Genomic DNA, 18,484 nt, shown 5'->3' with positions numbered 1-18,484 from the left:
GGAGAGGAGGCGAGTACATACATGGCTTCCACTTCCATGATTCCAATGGCTCCCGAGGGCAATCTTTCCCGCTACCTCCAGGAGATCCGCAAGTTCCCGATGCTGGCGCCGGAGGAGGAGTACAACCTCGCCAAGAGCTGGAAGGACAAGGGGGACGAAGGGGCCGCACACAAGCTCGTCACCTCCCACCTCCGCCTCGTCGCGAAGATCGCCATGGGCTACCGCGGCTACGGCTTGCCGGTGGGCGAACTGATCAGCGAAGGCAACGTCGGCATGATGCAGGCGGTGAAGCGGTTCGACCCGGACCGTGGCTTCCGCCTCGCCACCTATGCCATGTGGTGGATCCGCGCCGCGATCCAGGAATACATCCTGCACTCCTGGTCTCTGGTGAAGATGGGCACCACTGCCGCGCAGAAGAAGCTGTTCTTCAACCTGCGCCGGCTGAAGGGCCAGATGGCCGCGTTGGAGGAAGGCGACCTGCAGCCGGAGCAGGTGGAGAAGATCTCCCGCGTGCTGCAGGTGCCGGAACAGGACGTGATGTCCATGAACCGCCGCCTTGCCTCCTCCGACCAGAGCCTGAACGCGCCCGTGCGCGCCGACAGCGAGGGCGAGTGGCAGGACTGGCTGGTGGACGAGGGCGAGAGCCAGGAGAGCGAACTCGCGGACCGGGAGGACATGTCCAACCGCCGCTACCTGCTCGACACGGCGCTGAAGACGCTGAACGAGCGTGAGCGCCATATCCTGATCGAGCGCCGGCTGAAGGACGAGCCGACCACGCTGGAGGAGCTTTCGCAGCAGTACAACATCTCGCGCGAGCGCGTCCGCCAGATCGAGGTCCGCGCCTTCGAGAAGCTGCAGAAGTCGATGAAGAACCAGATCGCCGAGCAGCGTCTGGCCATCACCTGAACCATCGCCGTGGCGGGGGCTCTCCGGCCCCTGTCGCGAGCGGCCCGGATGTGAATGATCGGGTGGCGAACGGCGGGGAAACCCGCCGTTCTCGATTCCGGTGCTCCTTTCAGCCTGCCATCCCCTGTCCCGGCAGCAGATCCGCGGCCTGAACCGCTGCCGCGCCGCCCGATCTCGCCTAAGGAGATCGGGAGGACGAAAGGATAGGGTGCATGGAACGGCTGGAGGTGTCGGAGACAGCGGAGCAGGCCCGGACCGCCCCTCGCCCGCGGCGTCAGCGCTTCCGGCGGCTGCGGCGGCTCCCCCTGGTGTCGCCGCGCCTCTGGCTGCGCCGCATGGTCTTCTGGCTCGGCGCCGTGCTGGTGGGCCTCGTGGCCATCGCCTTCGCTGCCCTGGCCGATCGGGCGGGAGAGGGCTTCCACCGCCTGGTCACGCACTGGCCGCTGCTGGCGCTGGTGGTCTCGCCCGCCTGCTTCGCCCTGGCCAGCTACCTGACCCGCACCGTCTTTCCCGGCGCCCAGGGCAGCGGCATCCCCCAGGTCATCGCCACGCTGCACATGGACGACCCGAGGCTCGTCGCCCGGATCCTTTCGTTGCGGATCGCGGTGGGAAAGGTCCTGCTCACGCTGCTCGGCCTGCTTGGCGGCGGCTCGATCGGGCGCGAAGGGCCGACCGTGCAGGTCGGCGCCTCGATCATGCAGGCGCTGGCCCAGCGGCTGCACCTCCCCCGGCCCGAGACCCACCGTGCCATGGTGCTGGCGGGTGGTGCCGCCGGCGTCGCGGCCGCCTTCAACACCCCGCTGGCGGGAATCGTCTTCGCCATCGAGGAGCTCAGCCATTCCTATGAGGGCCGCACCAGCGGCAATGTCCTGACCGCCGTGGTGATCGGCGGCGTGGTCAGCCTGGCCCTGGTCGGGAACTACACCTATTTCGGCGTCACCCAGGTGGATCTGCCGATGGGCGCCGCCTGGGCCGCCGTCCCGCTCTGCGCCGTGCTGGGCGGGCTCTGCGGCGGCGTCTTCAGCTGGATGCTGGTGCGCGCCTCGGCCGGCCTGCCGGGGCTGGCCGGGCGCCTGCTGGCGCGCCATCCGGTGGGCTTCGCCGCGCTCTGCGGGCTGCTGGTGGCACTGATCGGGCTGGCCAGCGGCGGCCTGACCTATGGCACGGGCTATGCCCAGGCGCGGGGGCTGATCGAGGGGGAGACCACCCTTCCGGCCAGCTATTTCGTGTCCAAGCTGCTGGCGACGGTGGTGTCCTATTGCAGCGGCATTCCCGGCGGCATCTTCGCGCCCTCCCTCTCGGTGGGGGCCGGCTTCGGCGCCACGCTGGCGGAGTTCCTGCCGGTCGCGCCGCTGGGCGCCATGGTGCTGCTCGGCATGGTCGCCTATTTCTCCGGCGTGGTGCAGGCGCCGATCACCGCCGCCGTCATCGTCATGGAGATGACCGACGGGCAGAACATGATCATCCCGCTGATGGCCACTTCCTTTATCGCGACCGGCGCCTCTCGCCTCATCTGCCGCCGCCCGCTCTACGGCGCCCTGGCGCATCGTTTCCTGAACGTGATGGAGCGCCGCTGAGGCGGCCGCGGGGGCCTGTGCCGGGCGTCCCGGCGCACCGGAGGCACGCCGGACCGGCTCCGGCGCCGCCACGGAGGTTCGACATGGCGGGCGAAGGGGTGCAGACCTGCCTGCCGCCCGGGAGCACGACAATGGGAATCGCCACATCCGGATATGCGACGGCCTGGATGCTGCTCATCCTGGCCGGGGTCGCCAACATCGCGGGCTATGCCTTCGACCTGTATCAGCCGTTCTGGTGGTTCGACCGCGTGCTGCACGGCTGCACCATCCTCGCCATCACCTTCTGGCTCGCCATCGTCGTCTTCGGCCGGTTCCTCCGGGCGGCGCCGCCGCAGCCGGTTCTGGCCTTCTTCCTTCTCGCCAGCGTCGGGATCGCGATCGGGGCGCTGTGGGAGGTCGCCGAGTGGGGCTTCGACCAGTTCGCGCCGGGCAATGTCATCAAAGGCAAGCACGACAGCATCCTGGACATCGTCATGGACACGCTCGGGGCGGTGCTCGCCGGCTTGCTGGCCGTCCGGTTCCTGCGGCCTCGCGGGGATGTCATCCCCGGCCGCGGCGCGGGTTCCGTCCGGTGAGGGGCGGCCGGGCGCGCCAGTGTCGTCACCAGCATACGCCGGGCATGGCCCGGACCATGGGGGCCTGATGTTCTTCGATAGCTGGTTCGGGCTGCTCCGGGTCCTGGTGGTCGGAACCCTCGCCTACCTGGCCCTGGTGGTGTTGCTGCGCACCTTCGGCAAGCGCACCCTGGCCAAGCTCAACGCCTTCGACCTGGTCGTCACCGTGGCACTGGGCTCCACCCTGGCCACCGTGCTGCTCAGCAAGTCGGTGGCCCTGATGGAGGGGCTGCTGGCCTTCGTGCTCCTGGCCGGGCTGCAATACGTGGTCGCCTGGCTTTCGGTCCGGTCTCAGGGCTTCAGCGACCTGGTGAAGTCGGAGCCGACCCTGCTGCTGCACCGGGGGCAGTTCCTCCGGGGGGCGATGCGCGCCCAGCGCATCACCGAGGCGGAAGTCCTGGCTGCCCTTCGCGGCTCCGGGGCTTCCGAGCCCCGGCAGGTCGCCGCCGTGGTGCTGGAGACGGATGGAAGCCTGAGCGTCGTCCGGGATGCCAGCGGGCATGGCGAGATCGGCAGCCTGGCCAGCATCCATGATGTCCGCGACGAAGCCGGGTAAGGCGTCCCCGGAACATCCCCGGGGCGCGGCCGCCCCAACGGCCCCGTGCGCGATGCCGGGCCGCTGAAGCCGGAACTTCCGCCGCCGGGCATCACTCCTCCCGCGGGTCCGGCCCACGGGTCGTGGCCTGTACCGGCTCCACCGCCTGGGGCCGGTTCTCGGCGGCGGCGCGATAGATGGTCTCCATCAGCCGCATGTCGCGCAGCCCTTCCTCGCCCGGCGTGTGCGGCGGCTCGTCGGCCAGGATGCGTTCGGAGAAATGGTCGATCTCCAACGCGAACTGGTTCTTGTGCTGGATCTTGCGCTCCTCCTGCCCGACGACGTTGCCGGACTTGCGCGACACGATCAGGCGCTGCCCGACATAGGAGAAGGCATCCGGCATCTCGACGGTCCCGCCCTCGAAATGCAGCCGTAGCGTCTTGTCGTTGAAGGCGCCATAGGAGGAGAGGCAGTTCGCCATCACGCCGGACGGGAAGCGCAGGCCGAAGCTCATGCTTTCCTCCACCTCCTTCCAGCGCTCGTCGCCCGGCGGGCTGTAGCGGCGCGCGGTGATCTCCACCGGCTCCTCGCCAGTGATGTAGCGCGTGGCGTTGAGGCAGTAGAGCCCGATATCCGGCAGCGCCCCTCCCCCGGCCAGGGCCTTGGAGTAGCGCCATTGCGGCCCCGGCCCGTTGGCCTGGACGTTGGTCGCCTCGATGAAGCGCAGCCTGCCCAGCTCGCCGGACCGCACCAGCGCGATCGCCGCGCGGTTGTAGGGCTCGTACTGGCAGCGATAGGCGACCATCAGCCTGACGCCCGCCCTGGCGCAGGCCTCGACCATTTCCTGCGCCTCGGCGGCGGTGTTCGCCATCGGCTTCTCGCAGAGCACGTGCCTGCCGATCGCCGCCGCGCGCAGCGTGTATTCGCGGTGCATGCCGTTGGGCAGGACGACGTAGACCGCCTTCACCTCCGGCAGGTCGCGCAGCGTCTCGAAATCCGCGTAGCCCAGCACCGCGGTTTGCGGAATGCCGTATTGACGCGCCACCACGCTGCCCTTCTCGGGGCTGCCGGTCACGAGCGCCGCCGGATAGGAGCTCCTGCACTCGGCGAAGGCGGGCAGGATCTCCTCCAGGCTCAGCCTGCCCAGCGCCACGACGGCATAGCCCAGGCGCTCCCCCGGCGCGCGCGGCGCGGGCGGGGGCGGCGTGCGCGGCTCCGCCTCGCTGCGCCAGTTCGGGAAGACGACCCGGCCGTTCTGCACCCGACCAATGTCCATCTCCGACGGGGCCGGATAGCCCGGCGCCCCGCTGGATGCCCCGCCCGCCGCGCCGATGGCGAGGCCCATGGCCGACAGGCCGGAGGCGCGGATCAGGCCGCGCCGCATGGCGGAGAAGCTGTCATCGGGCATGGCGGGGGTCTCCGGTTCCGTCCCCCCTCAACGTCCCGCCCCTCCGGGCGGTTCCGCCGGGGCGGTGGCCCCCGTCTCACGGCGGCGTGCCCGCTCCCCCCGGAAGGCGCGGGCGGCGGATCAGAGGCCCGCGAGATGCGCCGTGGCGAGCGCGGCTTCCTGCCGGTGGACCAGGGTGGAGACGCTGGCCTGGAAGACATGCAGGAAGGTGCCGGGATGGATGCCGATCCAGAGCGTCAGTAGCACCAGCGGCGCGAAGATCAGCTTCTCCCGCACCGAAAGGTCCAGGAGCTGGCGCAGTTCGGTCCGCTGCAGGCGGCTGAACACCACGGCCCGGTACATGCGCAGCATGTAGGCGGCGCCCAGGATCATGCTGCTGCCGGCCGCCAGGGTCAGCCAGGGGCTGATCTTCCAGGCGCCGACCAGCACCAGGAATTCGCCGGGGAAGGAGGCGGTGCCGGGCAGCGCCATGGCGGCCAGGGTGAAGATCATCGCCACCACGGCGTAGGCCGGCATGACCTTCGCGATCCCGCCGAAATGCCCGATGTCGCGCGAGCGCACGCGGTCCTGCAGCACGCCGATGCAGAGGAAGCCGGCGCCCGAGACCACGCCATGGGCCAGCATCTGCAGCAGCGCGCCGGAGATGCCCTGCTCGTCGATGGAGAAGACGCCGATCGTGGCGATGCCCATATGGGCGATCGAGGAATAGGCCACGATCTTCTTCATGTCCTGCTGCAGCAGGGCCACCAGGCTGGCATAGACCACGGCGATCGCCGACAGGGCCAGGACGAAGGGCGCCAGCGTTTCCGTCGCCTGCGGGAAGAGCGGGATGGAGAAGCGCAGGAAGCCATAGGCGCCCATGTTCAGCATCACGCCGCCCAGCATGACCGAGCCCGCGGTCGGCGCCTCGGCATAGGCCTCCGGCTGCCAGGTGTGGAAGGGCCACATCGGCATCTTCACCGCGAAGGCGGCGAAGAAGGCCAGGAACATCCACATCTGCGCGCCGTGCGACAGGTGCAGGCCCATCAGCTGCGTCAGGTCGGTGGAGCCGGCATCGTACCAGATGGCCAGCACCGCCAGCAGCATCAGCACCGCGCCCGCCAGCGTGTAGAAGAACAGCTTGAAGGCCGCCCGCACGCGGTGCGTCCCGCCCCAGATGCCGATGATCAGGAAGACCGGCACCAGCGCTGCCTCGAAGAAGACGTAGAAGAGCAGCAGGTCGACGGCGGAGAAGACGCCGATCATCGCCGTTTCCAGCAGCAGGAAGGCGATCATGTAGGCGCGGATACGGGTCTGCTCCATCCGCCAGGAGGCCAGGATGCAGATCGGCGTCAGGAGCGCGGTGAGCAGCACGAAGAGGACGGAGATGCCGTCCACGCCCATGTGGTAGCTGATGCCCGTCTCCGGCATCCAGTTCGCGTGTTCCTGGAACTGGTAGGCGCCGCTGGCGTTGTCGAAGCCGAACCAGAGCAGGGAGGCGAGCGCCAGGACGGCCAGGCTGGTGCCGAGCGCGATTCCACGCACCAGCCGCCCGATCCTTTCCTCCTCGCCTCTCAGGCACAGGATGGCGGCCACGCCGGCCAGCGGCAGGAATGTCAGGGTCGATAGAAGCGGGAAGCCAGCAGCGTTCATCCGGCGGAGCCTTGCAAGCATCAGGACAGGCACACGGAAACCTTCCTGATCCGGAAGGATTCGCTGCACCGCACCATGTCGCGGGAGGCTTCGCCTATCGGCTTTTCTTTCCGGCCGCCAGCACATCGAATAGTAACAGGGCAAATCCGACGTATTTTTCATGGAGCATCCATGAATACTGACAGGATATTCGGATAGTTTTGTCTTATATAATTTTATGGGCCTCGAAGTTGTTTCGGCTTCTGTTCGTTTTACTTCCGGCCACAAGGACGGAAGAGTGACAGCAACCATCCAGGGAAGTCACGTGACTTCTGCGCAACCACAGGGCGAAGATCCGACCGGCCGCGGCCACACGGCGGACCACGAAGGGATCAGCCGTCGTCGTGCACCGATACCGCCGCCGTGCGGCTCCAGCCCAGGCGCAGCGGCAGCCCCTCCGCCGGCTGCAACGGCGCGCGCCAGGCCGGCAGCTGCACCCGCAGCACACCGAGATCCCCGGTCGCCACGGACAGGTGGAAGGCCGTTCCGGCATAGGACCAGGACAGCACCCGTCCCTCCACCATGTTGTCCTCCTCCATCCCTTCGCCGAGCGGCAGGATCTTTTCGGGTCGCAGCGACAGCACCACGCCCTCCCCCACCCGCGCGGTGCCTTGCGCCAGCAGGCGCGTGCCGCCCAGGCGCAAGGCGATGGTGTCGCCCGTGCTTTCCTCGGCCGTGCCGGACAGGAAGTTGCTCTGCCCCAGGAAGCCCGCCACGAAGCGTGTCGCGGGGCGCTCGTAGAGCTCCGCCGGGGAGCCCTGCTGGATCAGCCGCCCGTGGTTCAGGATCGCGATCCGGTCGGAGAGGGAGAGCGCCTCTTCCTGGTCGTGCGTGACGTTGATGAAGGTGCGGCCGACGCGGCGGTGCAGCGCCTTCAGCTCGTCCTGCAGCTCGGCGCGCAGCTTCTTGTCCAGTGCGGAAAGCGGCTCGTCCAGCAGCAGCAGTGCCGGGTCGAAGACCAGGGCGCGGGCCAGCGCCACGCGCTGCTGCTGCCCGCCGGAAAGCTGGTGCGGCCGCCTTTCGGCGAAGCGGTCCAGCTGCACGAGATCCAGCGCGGCGCGCACCCGGGACTCGCGTTCGGCCCGGCCGATCCGCCGCACGCGCAGCGGAAAGGCGACATTCTCCGCCACCGTCATCTGCGGAAACAGCGCATAGCCCTGGAAGACCATGCCGAAGGAGCGTTTCTCCGGTGGCAGGGCGGTGATGTCGCGCCCGTCCAGCAGGACCTGGCCGGCGGAGGGCTCGACGAAGCCCGCGATCGTCATCAGCAGCGTCGTCTTGCCGGAGCCCGAGGGGCCGAGCAGCGTCAGGAACTCGCCGCGCCCCACCTCCAGCGACACATCCGCCACCGCCGCCGCCTCCCCATAGCGGCGGGTGACGCCCCGCAGCGACAGCGCATGGCCCGCCCCGGCCCCGCGCGCCACGGCCGGGCGTTCCAGCACGCCGCTCACGACCGGTACTCCGGCTGCTCGCGGTCCAGCTTGCGGCACATCGCCTGCCAGAGCAGCCAGCCCTGGGTCGGGCTGTCGGGCGACTGCGCCCGGGTGCGCTCCACCACCTCGGGCGGCGGCATGGAGAGCGCCGCCCCGGTGGACAGCGCCGCGACCTGGATGCGGCAGGCCTGCTCCAGATAGTACATCCAGTAGAAGGCCTCCGCGACCGTGCGCCCGGCGGTGAGCAGCCCGTGGTTGCGCAGGATCAGGCAGGGCCGGTCGCCCATGTCGCGCACCAGGCGCTCGCGCTCCGACAGGTTGTCGTCGGCGGCGATGCCCTCGTAGTCGTGGATCGCGACGCGGCCGTGGAACTCCATGCTGATCTGGTTCAGCGGCAGGATGCCCTGCGCCGTCGCCGCCACGGTCATGCCGGCCAGCGTGTGCGTGTGCATCACGCACTGCGCGCGCGGGCTGGCGAGATGCAGCGCCGAGTGGATCACGAAGCCCGCCGGGTTCACCGGCCAGCTCGTCTTCTGCGCAGGCTCCCCCTCCGCATCCACCAGCACCAGGGAGGAGGCGGTGATCTCCTCGAAGAGCAGCCCATAGGGATTGACCAGGAAGCGGTGCCCCTCCCCCGGCACGCGCACCGAGAGATGCGTATAGACCGTGTCGGTCATCCCGTGCAGGGCGATCAGCCGGTAGGCGGCAGCGAGGTCGCGCCGCAGCTCCGCCTCGGTCGGCACATGCTTCGGATCGGGCTTCCGGGGCGGGTCGTAGAGCAGCATGTCAGTAGCCCCGTTCCGGGTCGTAGAGATTGGGCAGCGGATCGCCCGCCTCATGCGCGGCGATCGCCTCCGCGATATAGCGCGCACGCTCGCGCAGGCTGGCCATCGAGGCCAGATGCGGCGTCACGATCACCCGGGGATGCGACCAGAGCGGGCTGTCGGAGGCCAGCGGCTCCGGCTCGAAGACATCCAGCAGCGCGCCGTCCAGATGGCCGCCGTCCAGCGCCGCCAGCAGGTCCGGCACCACGAGATGCGAGCCGCGCCCGACATTCACGACCTGCGCGCCGCGGGGCAGCAGGGACAGCAGGCGCGCATCGATCAGCCCGCGGGTTTCCGGTGTCGAGGGCAGCAGGCAGACCAGGATGTCGGTGCGCGCCAGGAAGGCCTCCAGTTCCTCCGCCCCCGCGAAGGATTCGACGCCCGGCAGTTCCTTGCGGGTGCGCGACCAGCCCGCGACCGGGAAGCCCAGCGCCCGCAGCATCCGCGCCGCCGTGCCGCCCAGGCTGCCCAGCCCCATGATGCCGACGCGCCGCTCCGGCGCGGTGAAGCGGGGGTTGAAGTTGTCCCAGCGCGCCTGCGCCTGCGCCAGCGCCATGCGCCGCGCCCCGCGCAGCAGGGACAGGCAGGCCCAGCTCACGAACTCGCCCATGCGCTGGCCCGTTTCCAGCCCGCCCATCCGCACCAGCGGAAGATGGCGCGGCCATTCCGGGTCACGCACGATGTTGTCCACCCCGGCGGCGGAGGAGAAGACGACGCGCAGGTTGGACAGGCGCTTCAGCCGGCCGGGCTCCGGGTCCCAGACCACGACATAGGACACGTCCTCCGGCGCCACGGCGGCATCGTCCCACCAGCGGATATCCAGGCGCGGATCCACGGCCTGGAAAGCCTTGCGCCATTTCGGCACCGCTTCCTCGCCACCCGACTTCACCAGAACAATCACTCGCTCGCCCCCGATTGCGGCCCCACGCGGCGGCGGCGGCCTCCATGAAGCCGGGCGCCGGCCCGGGCTGGCCCTTTGCCGCCCGGCGGCGCCCATGCAGGGTTCATGCCGTCCCGGGCGGCCCCGGTCCAGGCCAGGCCGCTCCCGACCGCCTTGAAGCCGCGCCGGTCCGGCGGCGGTGAACCCGATGGCACCAGCATCGTTACCCCCCTGGAAATCTTCCCGGCCCGCGAGGCGCCGACTGACCGACCGACGCAGGACCGGGACCACCCGGAAGGAGAAAAACGCCATGGCCGCCGATCCGACCACGATGCATCCGGCTTCCGGCTCCGGCAACGGACAGGAGAAGGAACAGGAGGCGCTGAAGGACACCTTCCCCGCCAGCGACCCGGTGGGGAACGAAGGCGGCAGGGGCTCGCGCGCCGTCCCGGCCTCGGAGATGCAGGATGAGGACCCCGCCCCGCTCGCGGACGGGAAGACCGTGTCCTATACCTTCGACAGCCAGGAGAAGGCCAAGCTGGCCGGTGAAGGCGTGGTCCGTGCCGGGCTGGCCGAACGCAGCCGCCTTACGGTCGATGGGTCCTCCCTGCGTCTGGAGGTCGCCAGCAACGCGGCCGAGGACGCCGACAAAATGCTGCAACAGGCGGGCGGCCGCGCATCCTGAACCCGGCCGCGCCAGGGCCCCGCGCCGCCATCGTCATCTTCGGGGCGGCGGTGCGGCCCGACGGCTCCCCGAGCCAGACCCTGCGGCGGCGGGTGGAGGCGGCGCTGTCGCATGGCCGCCACCGGCATCCCCCGCCGCTTTACGTACCGACCGGGGCGAAGGGGCGGCACGGGCCGAGCGAGGCGAGCGTCATGGCCCGCCTGCTCCGCGAGGGTGGGGTGCCGTCCGGCGATATCCTGGAGGAGCCGACCGGCACGGACACGCTGTCCTCCGCCCGCGCCGTTGCCGGATTGCTGCAAGGCTGGCGCGGCCCCGTGCTGGTGTCTTCCTCGGCCTATCACATCCCGCGCTGCGTGCTGTTGCTGCGCCTGCTGGGTCTCCCGGCGCGCCGTGGCCCGGCGGCCCGCGCGGCTCCCGGCTTCCAGGACTGGCGCTGGCGCCTGCGCGAGGCTCCGGCCATTCCCTATGACGCCGCCCTGGCGCTCTGGCACCGCCGCGCCGGGCGCGGACCGGCCCCGGCAGCCTGACCCCTTCCCGTCCCCCGCCCTCCATGCTTCCTCTGCCGCCGCATCGAGGCGAAGGGGAGTGAGGCCGTGGCGGAGCGGATGCTGGGAATCCTGGGCGGAATGGGTCCTTTGGCCGGGGCGCAGTTCCTGTTGCGGATGACGTTGCTGACACCGGCGGAACGGGACCAGGATCACGTCCCCGCCGTGCTGTGGTCCGACCCCCGCATTCCCGACCGCACCCAGGCGCGCCTGCATGGCGGGGAGGACCCGCTGCCCGGCCTGTTGCGCGGCATACGCGGACTGGAGGCGGCCGGCTGCGGCGCGATCGCCATTCCCTGCAACACCGCTCATGGCTGGTACGAGCCGATGCGCGCCGCCACCTCCTTGCCGATCCTTCATATCGTCGATGCGGCGGCCCATGACCTGCGCCGCCAGGGACTGTCCGGCGCCAGGGTCGGGTTGCTGGCCACGGCGGGCACGCTGGCGATGCGGCTGTACCAGGAACGCTTCGACACCCTTGGCCACGAGGTGATCACGCCTGACGAGGCGCAGATGCGTGACAAGGTCGGACCGGGCATCGCGCTGGTGAAGGCGAACCGGGTCACGGAAGCCTATGCGCCCCTGGCGGAGGTGGCGGGCAGCCTGATCGCACGCGGCGCGGAGGCGGTGGTGCTGGGCTGCACGGAGATCCCGCTCGGGATCCAGGCCGGACCCGTCCTGCCTTTTCCGGTGGTGGACACGATCGACGCACTGGCCCGCGTCTCGATCGCATGGGCCGGGGGGGAGGCCGGGTAGGAAGCGGCGCGGAAGCAAGGACCGGCCGGCGGGATCAGGAAGCGGGCCGGTCTTCGTCCATGCCGGTTGCGGAGAAGCTGGTCACGCGTGGAACCGGCCGCCAGGGACAGCCGGGGCAGGCTCAGTCGTCGTCGCACTCGCAGCCAATGGTCGGGCCGGTGTCGGCGCGGATGATGTGGTGGTCCACCCATTCGGCCACCAGGCGCTGCGCCTCGCTCACCGAGGCTTCCGGATGGTGGATGCGGTACAGGGCCGTGCAGGCGCGGAACGACGACAGGTCGTCATTGCCGCCCTCCCGCAGCTCGCGGTAGGCGGTCACAACGGCCCGCTCGCAGCGGCGGGCGATGTGGCTGAACTCCTGACCCATCATACACTCCAGCGTTTGCGAGTTATTTGAGAATCGCTCGCAATTCGTTCCTAGGTTATATTCTCGCATGAACGCCTATTCAAGCGTTCAAGCCGTTACGTCCCTGGCCCTGGCGCGATTCCCTCAATCCGGACCGGGCAGGGACGGATTTAAGGCGAAGATCCGCCCGCCGTCACTCCCTGTCGTCCGGACCATGGGCGGATCGCCCAGGCCCGGACGACAGGGAGACCCTGGCTGGCCAGGCTAGGCGGCCCCGACCAGCGCCGCCAGCGCCTTGCCCAGATCCTCCGTCCCGGCCTGCCCGCCCATGTCGCGGGTGCGCGGACCGCCCTCGGCCAGCAGCTTCTCGATGGCATCGGTGATCGCCTGCGCAGCCTCCGCCTCCCCCAGATGCTCCAGCATCATGGCGCCGGACCAGATCTGTCCGATCGGGTTGCAGATGCCCTTGCCGGCGATGTCGGGCGCGGAGCCGTGCACCGGCTCGAACATCGAGGGATGCAGCTTCTCCGGGTTGATGTTGGCCGATGGCGCGATGCCGATGGAGCCCGCCACCGCCGGACCGAGGTCGGAAAGGATGTCGCCGAAGAGATTGGAGCCCACCACCACGTCGAACCAGTCCGGATGCTGCACGAAATGGGCGCAGAGGATGTCGATGTGGTACTGGTCCGTCTGCACCTCCGGATACTGCGCCGCCATGGCGGCGAAGCGCTCGTCCCAGAAGGGCATGGTGAAGGTGATGCCGTTGGACTTGGTGGCCGAGGTCAACTTGCGCCGCTTGCGCGTGCGCGCGAGGTCGAAGGCATAGCGGATGATGCGGTCCACGCCGGTGCGGGTGAAGACGCTGTCCTGCGTCACGAATTCCCGCTCGGTGCCGGGGAACATGCGGCCGCCGCTGCTGCTGTACTCGCCCTCGGTGTTCTCGCGCACCACCACGAAGTCGATATCGGCGGGGCCGCGTCCGGCCAGCGGCGTGCGCACGCCCGGCATCAGGCGGCAGGGCCGCACGTTGGCATACTGGTCGAAGCCGCGCCGCATGGGGATCAGCAGGCCCCAGAGCGAGACATGGTCCGGCACGCCCGGCCAGCCCACCGCGCCCAGGAAGACGGAGTCGGATTCGCGGAGCTGCTCCAGGCCGTCCTCCGGCATCATCGCCCCGGTGTGCAGGTAGCGGTCGCAGGACCAGTCGTATTCCCTGCATTCCAGCGAGAAACCGAATCGGCGCCCGGCCGCTTCCAGGACCCTGAGCCCCTCCGGCACGGTCTCGCGTCCGATTCCGTCGCCGGGGATCACGGCGATACGGTGCTTGCGCGGCTCGGCCATCGGCATTTCCCTCGGTGTTGGCGGCAAGTTGGCGCCATCGCGGGCATGCGGCAAGGTCGGGCCGTCCCGGGGTCGGGCCACCATGGTCGGACCACCGTGGCCAGACCCCGGGACGGGGCCATTGGGCCGGCCTTCCGGGCCGAGGAGGAATGCATGGCGGGCAGTCAGGGTGGCGCGCGGGGCACGGCGGAGCCGCACCGCATCGTGGTGGTGGGCGGCGGCGCGGCGGGGCTCGACCTTTCCATCCGTCTGGCGAGCCATCGGCGCCGGCCCGTGCCCTATGCCGTCACCCTGGTGGACCGCAGCGGCAGCTATGTCTGGAAGCCGCGGCTGCACGAGGTCGCGGCCGGCACGCTCGACACCGCGCAGGAACAGGTCTCCTACCTCGCCCATGCGCGGCGGCACGGCTTCACCTACTGGCCCGGCCTGCTGCGCGGGCTGGACCGGGCACGGCGGCGGCTGACGCTGGGCACGCTGCAGGGACCGGGCGGCGAGGACACGGTCACCACCCGCCTGACCTATGACACGCTCGTCTTCGCGGTCGGCAGCCATGCCGACGACTTCGGCACGCCCGGCGCCCAGGAGCATTGCCGCTTCATCGACAGCCGCGACCAGGCGGAAGCCTTCACCGTCGCGATGCGCGAGGAGATCATCCGGACGCTCGCCGACCGTCCGGACCGGTCGCTCTCCATCGCCATCGTCGGGGCGGGCGCCACGGGCACGGAGTTGGCCGGGGAGATCAACCACGCGCTCGACCTCGCCGCCGGCTATGGCCTGCCGGGGCTGCGCCAGCGCATCCACATCACGCTGATCGAGGCCGCGCCGCGCATCCTGCCCGCCCTGCCCGAGCGGGTTTCCACCGCCGCGGCCCGGGTGCTGGGCGAGATCGGGGTGGAGGTGCTGACCGGCGACCCCGTCGCCTCGGTCGATGCCGGCGGCCTGACGCTGAAGAGCGGGCGGCGGATCGACGCCGCGCTGCGGGTCTGGGCCGCGGGCATCCGCGCGCCCTCGGTGCTGCGGGAGATGGACGGGCTGGAGGTGGACCGGGCGGACCGCCTCGTGGTGCGGCCCACGCTGCAGACCTCGCGCGACCCGGCGATCTTCGCCCTGGGCGATTGCAGCTCCCTGGTGCCGGAGGGTGCCCAGCGCCCCCTCGCCGCCACCGCCCAGGTGGCGCACCAGGAGGCGCGGCACCTCGCCGCGCATCTGCCGGATTTCCTGGCGGGGCGGGAGCTGCCGCCCTTCCGCTACAAGGAGCGCGGCTCCCTGGTCTCGCTGGGCGGCTACGACGCCTTCGGCAGCCTGGGGCGGCTCGGCGTGCTGCCCGGCGGCTTCATCGAGGGGCGCTTCGCCCAGCTCAGCTACAACATGCTCTACCGCCAGTACCAGTACGTGGTGCATGGCCGCCGCGTGCCGCTGATCTGGGCCTCGGAGCTGCTGCAAAGACTCGCCAAGCCCCGGCTGCGGCTGGACTGACGCCCCCATGCCGCGCCGCAGCATCCCGTTGCGGCGCGGCATAACGCGATTGGCATGAAGCGGCCCGCCGCCGCGCTGCTATTTTCCGGGCTTCCGGCGAAAAAGCAGAAGGCAGAGCAGAATGGCCGACACGCCTCGGAACTCCATCCTCACGACCCGGCAGGGCCATCCCGTCCGCGACAACCAGAGCATGCGGACCGTGGGGGAACGCGGCCCCGCCACCCTGGAGAACTACCAGTTCATCGAGAAGATCACGCATTTCGACCGGGAGCGCATCCCGGAGCGCGTGGTCCATGCGCGCGGCACCGGCGCGCACGGCTATTTCGAGGCCTATGGCAAGATCGGCGACGAGCCCGCCACGAAGTACACACGCGCCAAGGTGCTGACCAGGGCGGGCCACAGGACGCCGCTCTTCGTACGCTTCTCCACCGTCATCGGCTCCAAGGACAGTCCGGAGACGGCGCGCGACCCGCGCGGCTTCGCGGTCAAGTTCTACACCGAGGACGGCAACTGGGACCTGGTCGGCAACAACCTGCGGATCTTCTTCATCCGTGACGCCATCAAGTTCCCGGACATGATCCATGCCTTCAAGCCCGATCCGGTGACCAACCGGCAGGAAGCCTGGCGCTTCTACGACTTCGTGCAGCACCACCCCGAGGCGCTGCACATGGTCACCTGGGTGAAGAGCCCCTGGGGCATCCCGGCGGACTACCGGCACATGGAGGGCTCCTCGGTCAACACCTACAAGCTGGTCAACGACCGGGGCGAGGCGGTGCTCGCCAAGTTCTCCTGGGTGCCGAAGCAGGGCGTGAAGAACCTCACCACGCCGGAGGCCGCGAGGATCCAGGCCGAGGAGGTCGGCCACGCGACCAAGGACCTCTACGAGGCCATCGAGCGCGGCGACTATCCCGAATGGGAATTCTGCGTGCAGGTCATGGCCGATGGCGAGCATCCGGAGCTCGACTTCGATCCGCTGGACGATACCAAGCGCTGGCCGGAAGACCGCTTCCCGCTGCTGAAGGTCGGCCGCATGGTGCTGGACCGGAACGTGGACAACTTCTTCGCGGAAACCGAGCAGGCGGCCTTCGGCACCGGCGTGCTGGTCGACGGCATCGACTTCTCGGACGACAAGATGCTGCAGGGGCGGACGCTGTCCTATTCCGACACGCAGCGCTACCGCGTCGGCGCCAACTACCTGCAACTGCCGATCAACGCGCCGAAGAATGGCCAGCGCACCAACCAGCGGGATGGGCAGATGGCCTTCCAGGTGGATGGCGGCGGCGAGAACAGGCACGTCAACTACGAGCCCAGCTCGCAGGGCGGCTTGCGGGAGGCGCCGCAGCCGGAGCGGGACTACCACCAGCTCGTCCACGGGCATCTCGGCCGCTACCAGACGACGATGACCCAGTCCGACTACAGGCAGGCCGGGGACCGCTACCGCAGCTTCGAGGACTGGGAGCGCGACGACCTGATCGGCAACATGGTCGCCGACATGAAGGCCTGCCCGGAGGAGATCGCCCTGCGCATGGTCTGGCACTGGTGGCATTGCGACGAGGACTATGGCCGCCGCGTGGCCGAGGGCGCCGGGATCGACCTGAAGAAGGCCCTGGCCCTGCCACCCCTGCCCGGCAAGCCGGCCCCCGGCGAAAGGCGGCCCGGGCCGACCTATACCAGCGGCCAGCGCGAGGAAGGCACCGCGGCCGCCGGCAAGGCGCGGGAGCCGGTGCCCGCCAAGTAGCGGACGGGCGCTTCATCCCGGAACGACGGAAAGGGCGCCGGACCACCCGGCGCCCTTGCTGCGTCGCCTGGTTCTCGCCCGTGCTGCCCGGGGGCGGTCAGCCCTCCGCCAGCAGGGCGGCCGTGTCGGGCGCGTTCATCGCGCGGGCGGCGTCCAGCGCGGTCATGTCGCGGGCATCCCGCGCCTCGCGGTCGGCGCCCTGCTCCAGCAGCAGCCGCACCAGCCCGGTGCGGTTGAACATGGCCGCCATCATCAGCGGCGTGCGCCCGTCGCCGCCATGCCCCTCGATCCGCGCGCCGTGTTCCAGCAGAAGCCGCACGATCTCCTCGCCGCCCTTGAAGCAGGCGGCGCCCAGCGGCGTCTGGCCCCGGTCGTTGGCGATCTCCGGATCGGCCCCGCCCTCCAGCAGCGCGCGCACCGTGTCCGTCTGCAGGTGATAGGCCGCCAGCATCAGCAGCGTGTCGCCCTTGTCGTTGCGCAGGTTGGGCGGCAGCCCCTGCGCCAGCAGAGACCGCATCTGCTCCGCGCCGCCGCTGCGCGCGAGCTGGAAGACGCGCCCGGCGAAGGCGATGGTTTCCTCATCCGGCTGTGGCCGGAGCGTGGGGCTCGAATCCGACATCCCGCCTCCTGTTCGTGTCACATCCGGACCGCAGGCCGGGCCCGGCACAGGGGTAGAACGCCGCGGCCGCTTTCCGGCTGCGGCGCCATGGCGGATCGCTGTCCGGCAGGCCGGGAAGCGCGCCCGGCGGCGCTGTCCCGGATTCTTCTCCTGATCACGGCGCCGGGGCCTGCTACTGGGCAGGCTGGACCTTCGCGAATCCGGACTCCACCGCCCGTGCGCTTCATCGAGACCTTCGAATTCTGGCCCTTCCTCGACACGGTGGTCAGCCTCACCGCGGCCTTCGTGTTCGGCACCGCCATCGGGGCGGAGCGCCAGTATCGCCAGCGCACCGCCGGGCTGCGCACCAATGTGCTCGTCGCCGTGGGGGCCGCCGCCTTCGTGGACCTGGCGATGCGGATCGCCGGCGCGACCGAGGCCACGCGCGTGATCTCCTATGTCGTGTCCGGCATCGGCTTCCTTGGTGCCGGCGTGATCATGAAGGAGGGCATGAACGTCCGGGGCCTGAACACCGCCGCGACCCTCTGGTGCTCGGCGGCGGTCGGTGCCTGCACCGGCGCGGACATGGTGGCGGAGGCCGGGCTCCTCACCGTCTTCGTGATCGCCGGCAACACGCTGCTGCGGCCGCTGGTGAACGCGATCGACCGCAGCCCCATCGACGAGCGCACCACCGAGGCGACCTACGAGGTCAGCCTCACCGCCCGGGAACGCGACATGCCTTCCGTGCGCGAGGCCTTGTCGGAGGCGCTGGAAGCCGCGCACTACCCCGCCGGCGACATCGAGACGGAGGAGCGCGGCGAGGAGATGGTCGAGATCGTGGCCACGCTGGTGAGCACGGCGGTGGACCCGGTGGAGATGGATGCGCTGGCCCTCCGGCTGGGGGCGCTGCCCGGCGTCAGCCATGCGAGCTGGGCCATCCGCACCAAGGACTGACGCGCCCCGCCGGCTTCCTCCCCGGACCGGGCGGACGCCTACTGCTTCTCGATCCCGGCGGTCTTCGCCACCTCGCTCCACTTGGCCACCTCCGCGGCGACGAAGCGCTGCGCCTCTTCCGGGCCGCTGCCGACGATGGTGGCGCCCAGCGTGCCGAACCGCTCCCGCACGGCCGGCACCTGCAACTGGGCGGCGGC

General features: G+C 70.2%; 18 protein-coding genes. 10 read left to right on the top strand and 8 right to left on the bottom strand.

Going from position 1 to position 18,484, the window contains the following annotated elements; translation table 11 throughout:
* Positions 1-21: 21 nt before the first annotated feature.
* From rpoH to ROTAS13_RS03250, 4 genes are all read left to right on the top strand, one after another.
* On the top strand, positions 22-906 hold the full coding sequence (gene rpoH, locus ROTAS13_RS03265) for an RNA polymerase sigma factor RpoH (protein ID WP_171979022.1): 885 nt from the start codon (positions 22-24) through the stop codon (positions 904-906).
* 212 nt (positions 907-1,118) lie between these two features.
* A complete protein-coding gene (locus ROTAS13_RS03260) occupies positions 1,119-2,483 on the top strand; it encodes a chloride channel protein (RefSeq protein WP_083755380.1) in 1,365 nt (454 codons plus the stop codon).
* A gap of 167 nt (positions 2,484-2,650) precedes the next feature.
* Positions 2,651-3,058: a hypothetical protein gene (locus tag ROTAS13_RS03255; protein WP_126281845.1), complete on the top strand. Its 408-nt coding sequence runs from the start codon at positions 2,651-2,653 to the stop codon at positions 3,056-3,058.
* 67 nt (positions 3,059-3,125) lie between these two features.
* On the top strand, positions 3,126-3,653 hold the full coding sequence (locus ROTAS13_RS03250; RefSeq protein WP_058389522.1) for a DUF421 domain-containing protein: 528 nt from the start codon (positions 3,126-3,128) through the stop codon (positions 3,651-3,653).
* 91 nt (positions 3,654-3,744) lie between these two features.
* On the opposite strand, the gene ROTAS13_RS03245 is transcribed toward ROTAS13_RS03250, so the two are convergent.
* The 5 genes from ROTAS13_RS03245 to ROTAS13_RS03225 form a co-directional block, all read right to left on the bottom strand.
* The gene (locus tag ROTAS13_RS03245; RefSeq protein ID WP_075821533.1) at positions 3,745-5,040 is read right to left on the bottom strand and encodes a Gfo/Idh/MocA family protein; all 1,296 of its coding nucleotides are present in this window, start codon (positions 5,038-5,040) and stop codon (positions 3,745-3,747) included.
* A gap of 120 nt (positions 5,041-5,160) precedes the next feature.
* On the bottom strand, positions 5,161-6,672 hold the full coding sequence (locus ROTAS13_RS03240) for an NADH-quinone oxidoreductase subunit M (protein ID WP_075821543.1): 1,512 nt from the start codon (positions 6,670-6,672) through the stop codon (positions 5,161-5,163).
* 371 nt (positions 6,673-7,043) lie between these two features.
* Complete coding sequence (locus ROTAS13_RS03235; RefSeq protein WP_019460109.1) at positions 7,044-8,162, bottom strand: ABC transporter ATP-binding protein; 1,119 nt, start codon at positions 8,160-8,162, stop codon at positions 7,044-7,046.
* Entirely contained in the window at positions 8,159-8,929 is a 771-nt protein-coding gene (locus ROTAS13_RS03230; protein WP_075821532.1) for a class II aldolase/adducin family protein, read from the bottom strand. The genes ROTAS13_RS03235 and ROTAS13_RS03230 overlap by 4 nt, the downstream gene beginning before the upstream one ends.
* Before the next feature lies 1 nt (position 8,930).
* Positions 8,931-9,869, bottom strand: coding sequence for a glyoxylate/hydroxypyruvate reductase A (locus tag ROTAS13_RS03225; RefSeq protein WP_075821531.1), 939 nt, complete (start codon positions 9,867-9,869; stop codon positions 8,931-8,933).
* Positions 9,870-10,158: 289 nt separating this feature from the next.
* Here ROTAS13_RS03225 and ROTAS13_RS03220 point away from each other — a divergent pair, with 289 nt between their 5' ends.
* The 3 genes from ROTAS13_RS03220 to ROTAS13_RS03210 all read left to right on the top strand — a co-directional run bounded on the left by ROTAS13_RS03220 (position 10,159) and on the right by ROTAS13_RS03210 (position 11,834).
* Positions 10,159-10,533: a hypothetical protein gene (locus tag ROTAS13_RS03220; protein ID WP_019460106.1), complete on the top strand. Its 375-nt coding sequence runs from the start codon at positions 10,159-10,161 to the stop codon at positions 10,531-10,533.
* Positions 10,527-11,060: a YdcF family protein gene (locus ROTAS13_RS03215; RefSeq protein ID WP_354584327.1), complete on the top strand. Its 534-nt coding sequence runs from the start codon at positions 10,527-10,529 to the stop codon at positions 11,058-11,060. Before ROTAS13_RS03220 ends, ROTAS13_RS03215 begins: the two co-directional genes overlap by 7 nt.
* Before the next feature lie 78 nt (positions 11,061-11,138).
* Positions 11,139-11,834 carry an aspartate/glutamate racemase family protein gene (locus ROTAS13_RS03210; protein ID WP_075821542.1) on the top strand — a complete coding sequence of 232 codons (696 nt, stop codon included), beginning with the start codon at positions 11,139-11,141 and terminating at the stop codon, positions 11,832-11,834.
* A gap of 121 nt (positions 11,835-11,955) precedes the next feature.
* Here ROTAS13_RS03210 and ROTAS13_RS03205 read toward each other — a convergent pair whose 3' ends face one another.
* On the bottom strand, positions 11,956-12,201 hold the full coding sequence (locus ROTAS13_RS03205; protein ID WP_019460103.1) for a hypothetical protein: 246 nt from the start codon (positions 12,199-12,201) through the stop codon (positions 11,956-11,958).
* Positions 12,202-12,444: 243 nt separating this feature from the next.
* Positions 12,445-13,521 (bottom strand): tartrate dehydrogenase, encoded by a 1,077-nt coding sequence (locus ROTAS13_RS03200; RefSeq protein WP_019460102.1) that lies wholly within the window; start codon positions 13,519-13,521, stop codon positions 12,445-12,447.
* A gap of 153 nt (positions 13,522-13,674) precedes the next feature.
* On the opposite strand from ROTAS13_RS03200, the gene ROTAS13_RS03195 reads away from it, so the two are divergent.
* Positions 13,675-14,997: an NAD(P)/FAD-dependent oxidoreductase gene (locus ROTAS13_RS03195; protein WP_075821530.1), complete on the top strand. Its 1,323-nt coding sequence runs from the start codon at positions 13,675-13,677 to the stop codon at positions 14,995-14,997.
* A gap of 121 nt (positions 14,998-15,118) precedes the next feature.
* Positions 15,119-16,735 (top strand): catalase, encoded by a 1,617-nt coding sequence (locus ROTAS13_RS03190; protein ID WP_019460100.1) that lies wholly within the window; start codon positions 15,119-15,121, stop codon positions 16,733-16,735.
* 97 nt (positions 16,736-16,832) lie between these two features.
* Here the strand turns inward: ROTAS13_RS03190 and ROTAS13_RS03185 are convergent, their stop codons facing one another.
* The gene (locus tag ROTAS13_RS03185; protein ID WP_019460099.1) at positions 16,833-17,354 is read right to left on the bottom strand and encodes an ankyrin repeat domain-containing protein; all 522 of its coding nucleotides are present in this window, start codon (positions 17,352-17,354) and stop codon (positions 16,833-16,835) included.
* A 216-nt stretch (positions 17,355-17,570) separates the two neighbouring features.
* Between ROTAS13_RS03185 and ROTAS13_RS03180 the strand changes: the two genes are divergently transcribed.
* A complete protein-coding gene (locus ROTAS13_RS03180) occupies positions 17,571-18,287 on the top strand; it encodes an MgtC/SapB family protein (protein WP_019460098.1) in 717 nt (238 codons plus the stop codon).
* Positions 18,288-18,484: the final 197 nt, after the last annotated feature.

This window comes from Roseomonas sp. TAS13 (assembly GCF_001950415.1).
Taxonomy (GTDB): Bacteria; Pseudomonadota; Alphaproteobacteria; order Acetobacterales; family Acetobacteraceae; genus Roseomonas; species Roseomonas mucosa.
This window is presented reverse-complemented; position numbering and strand designations above follow the sequence as displayed.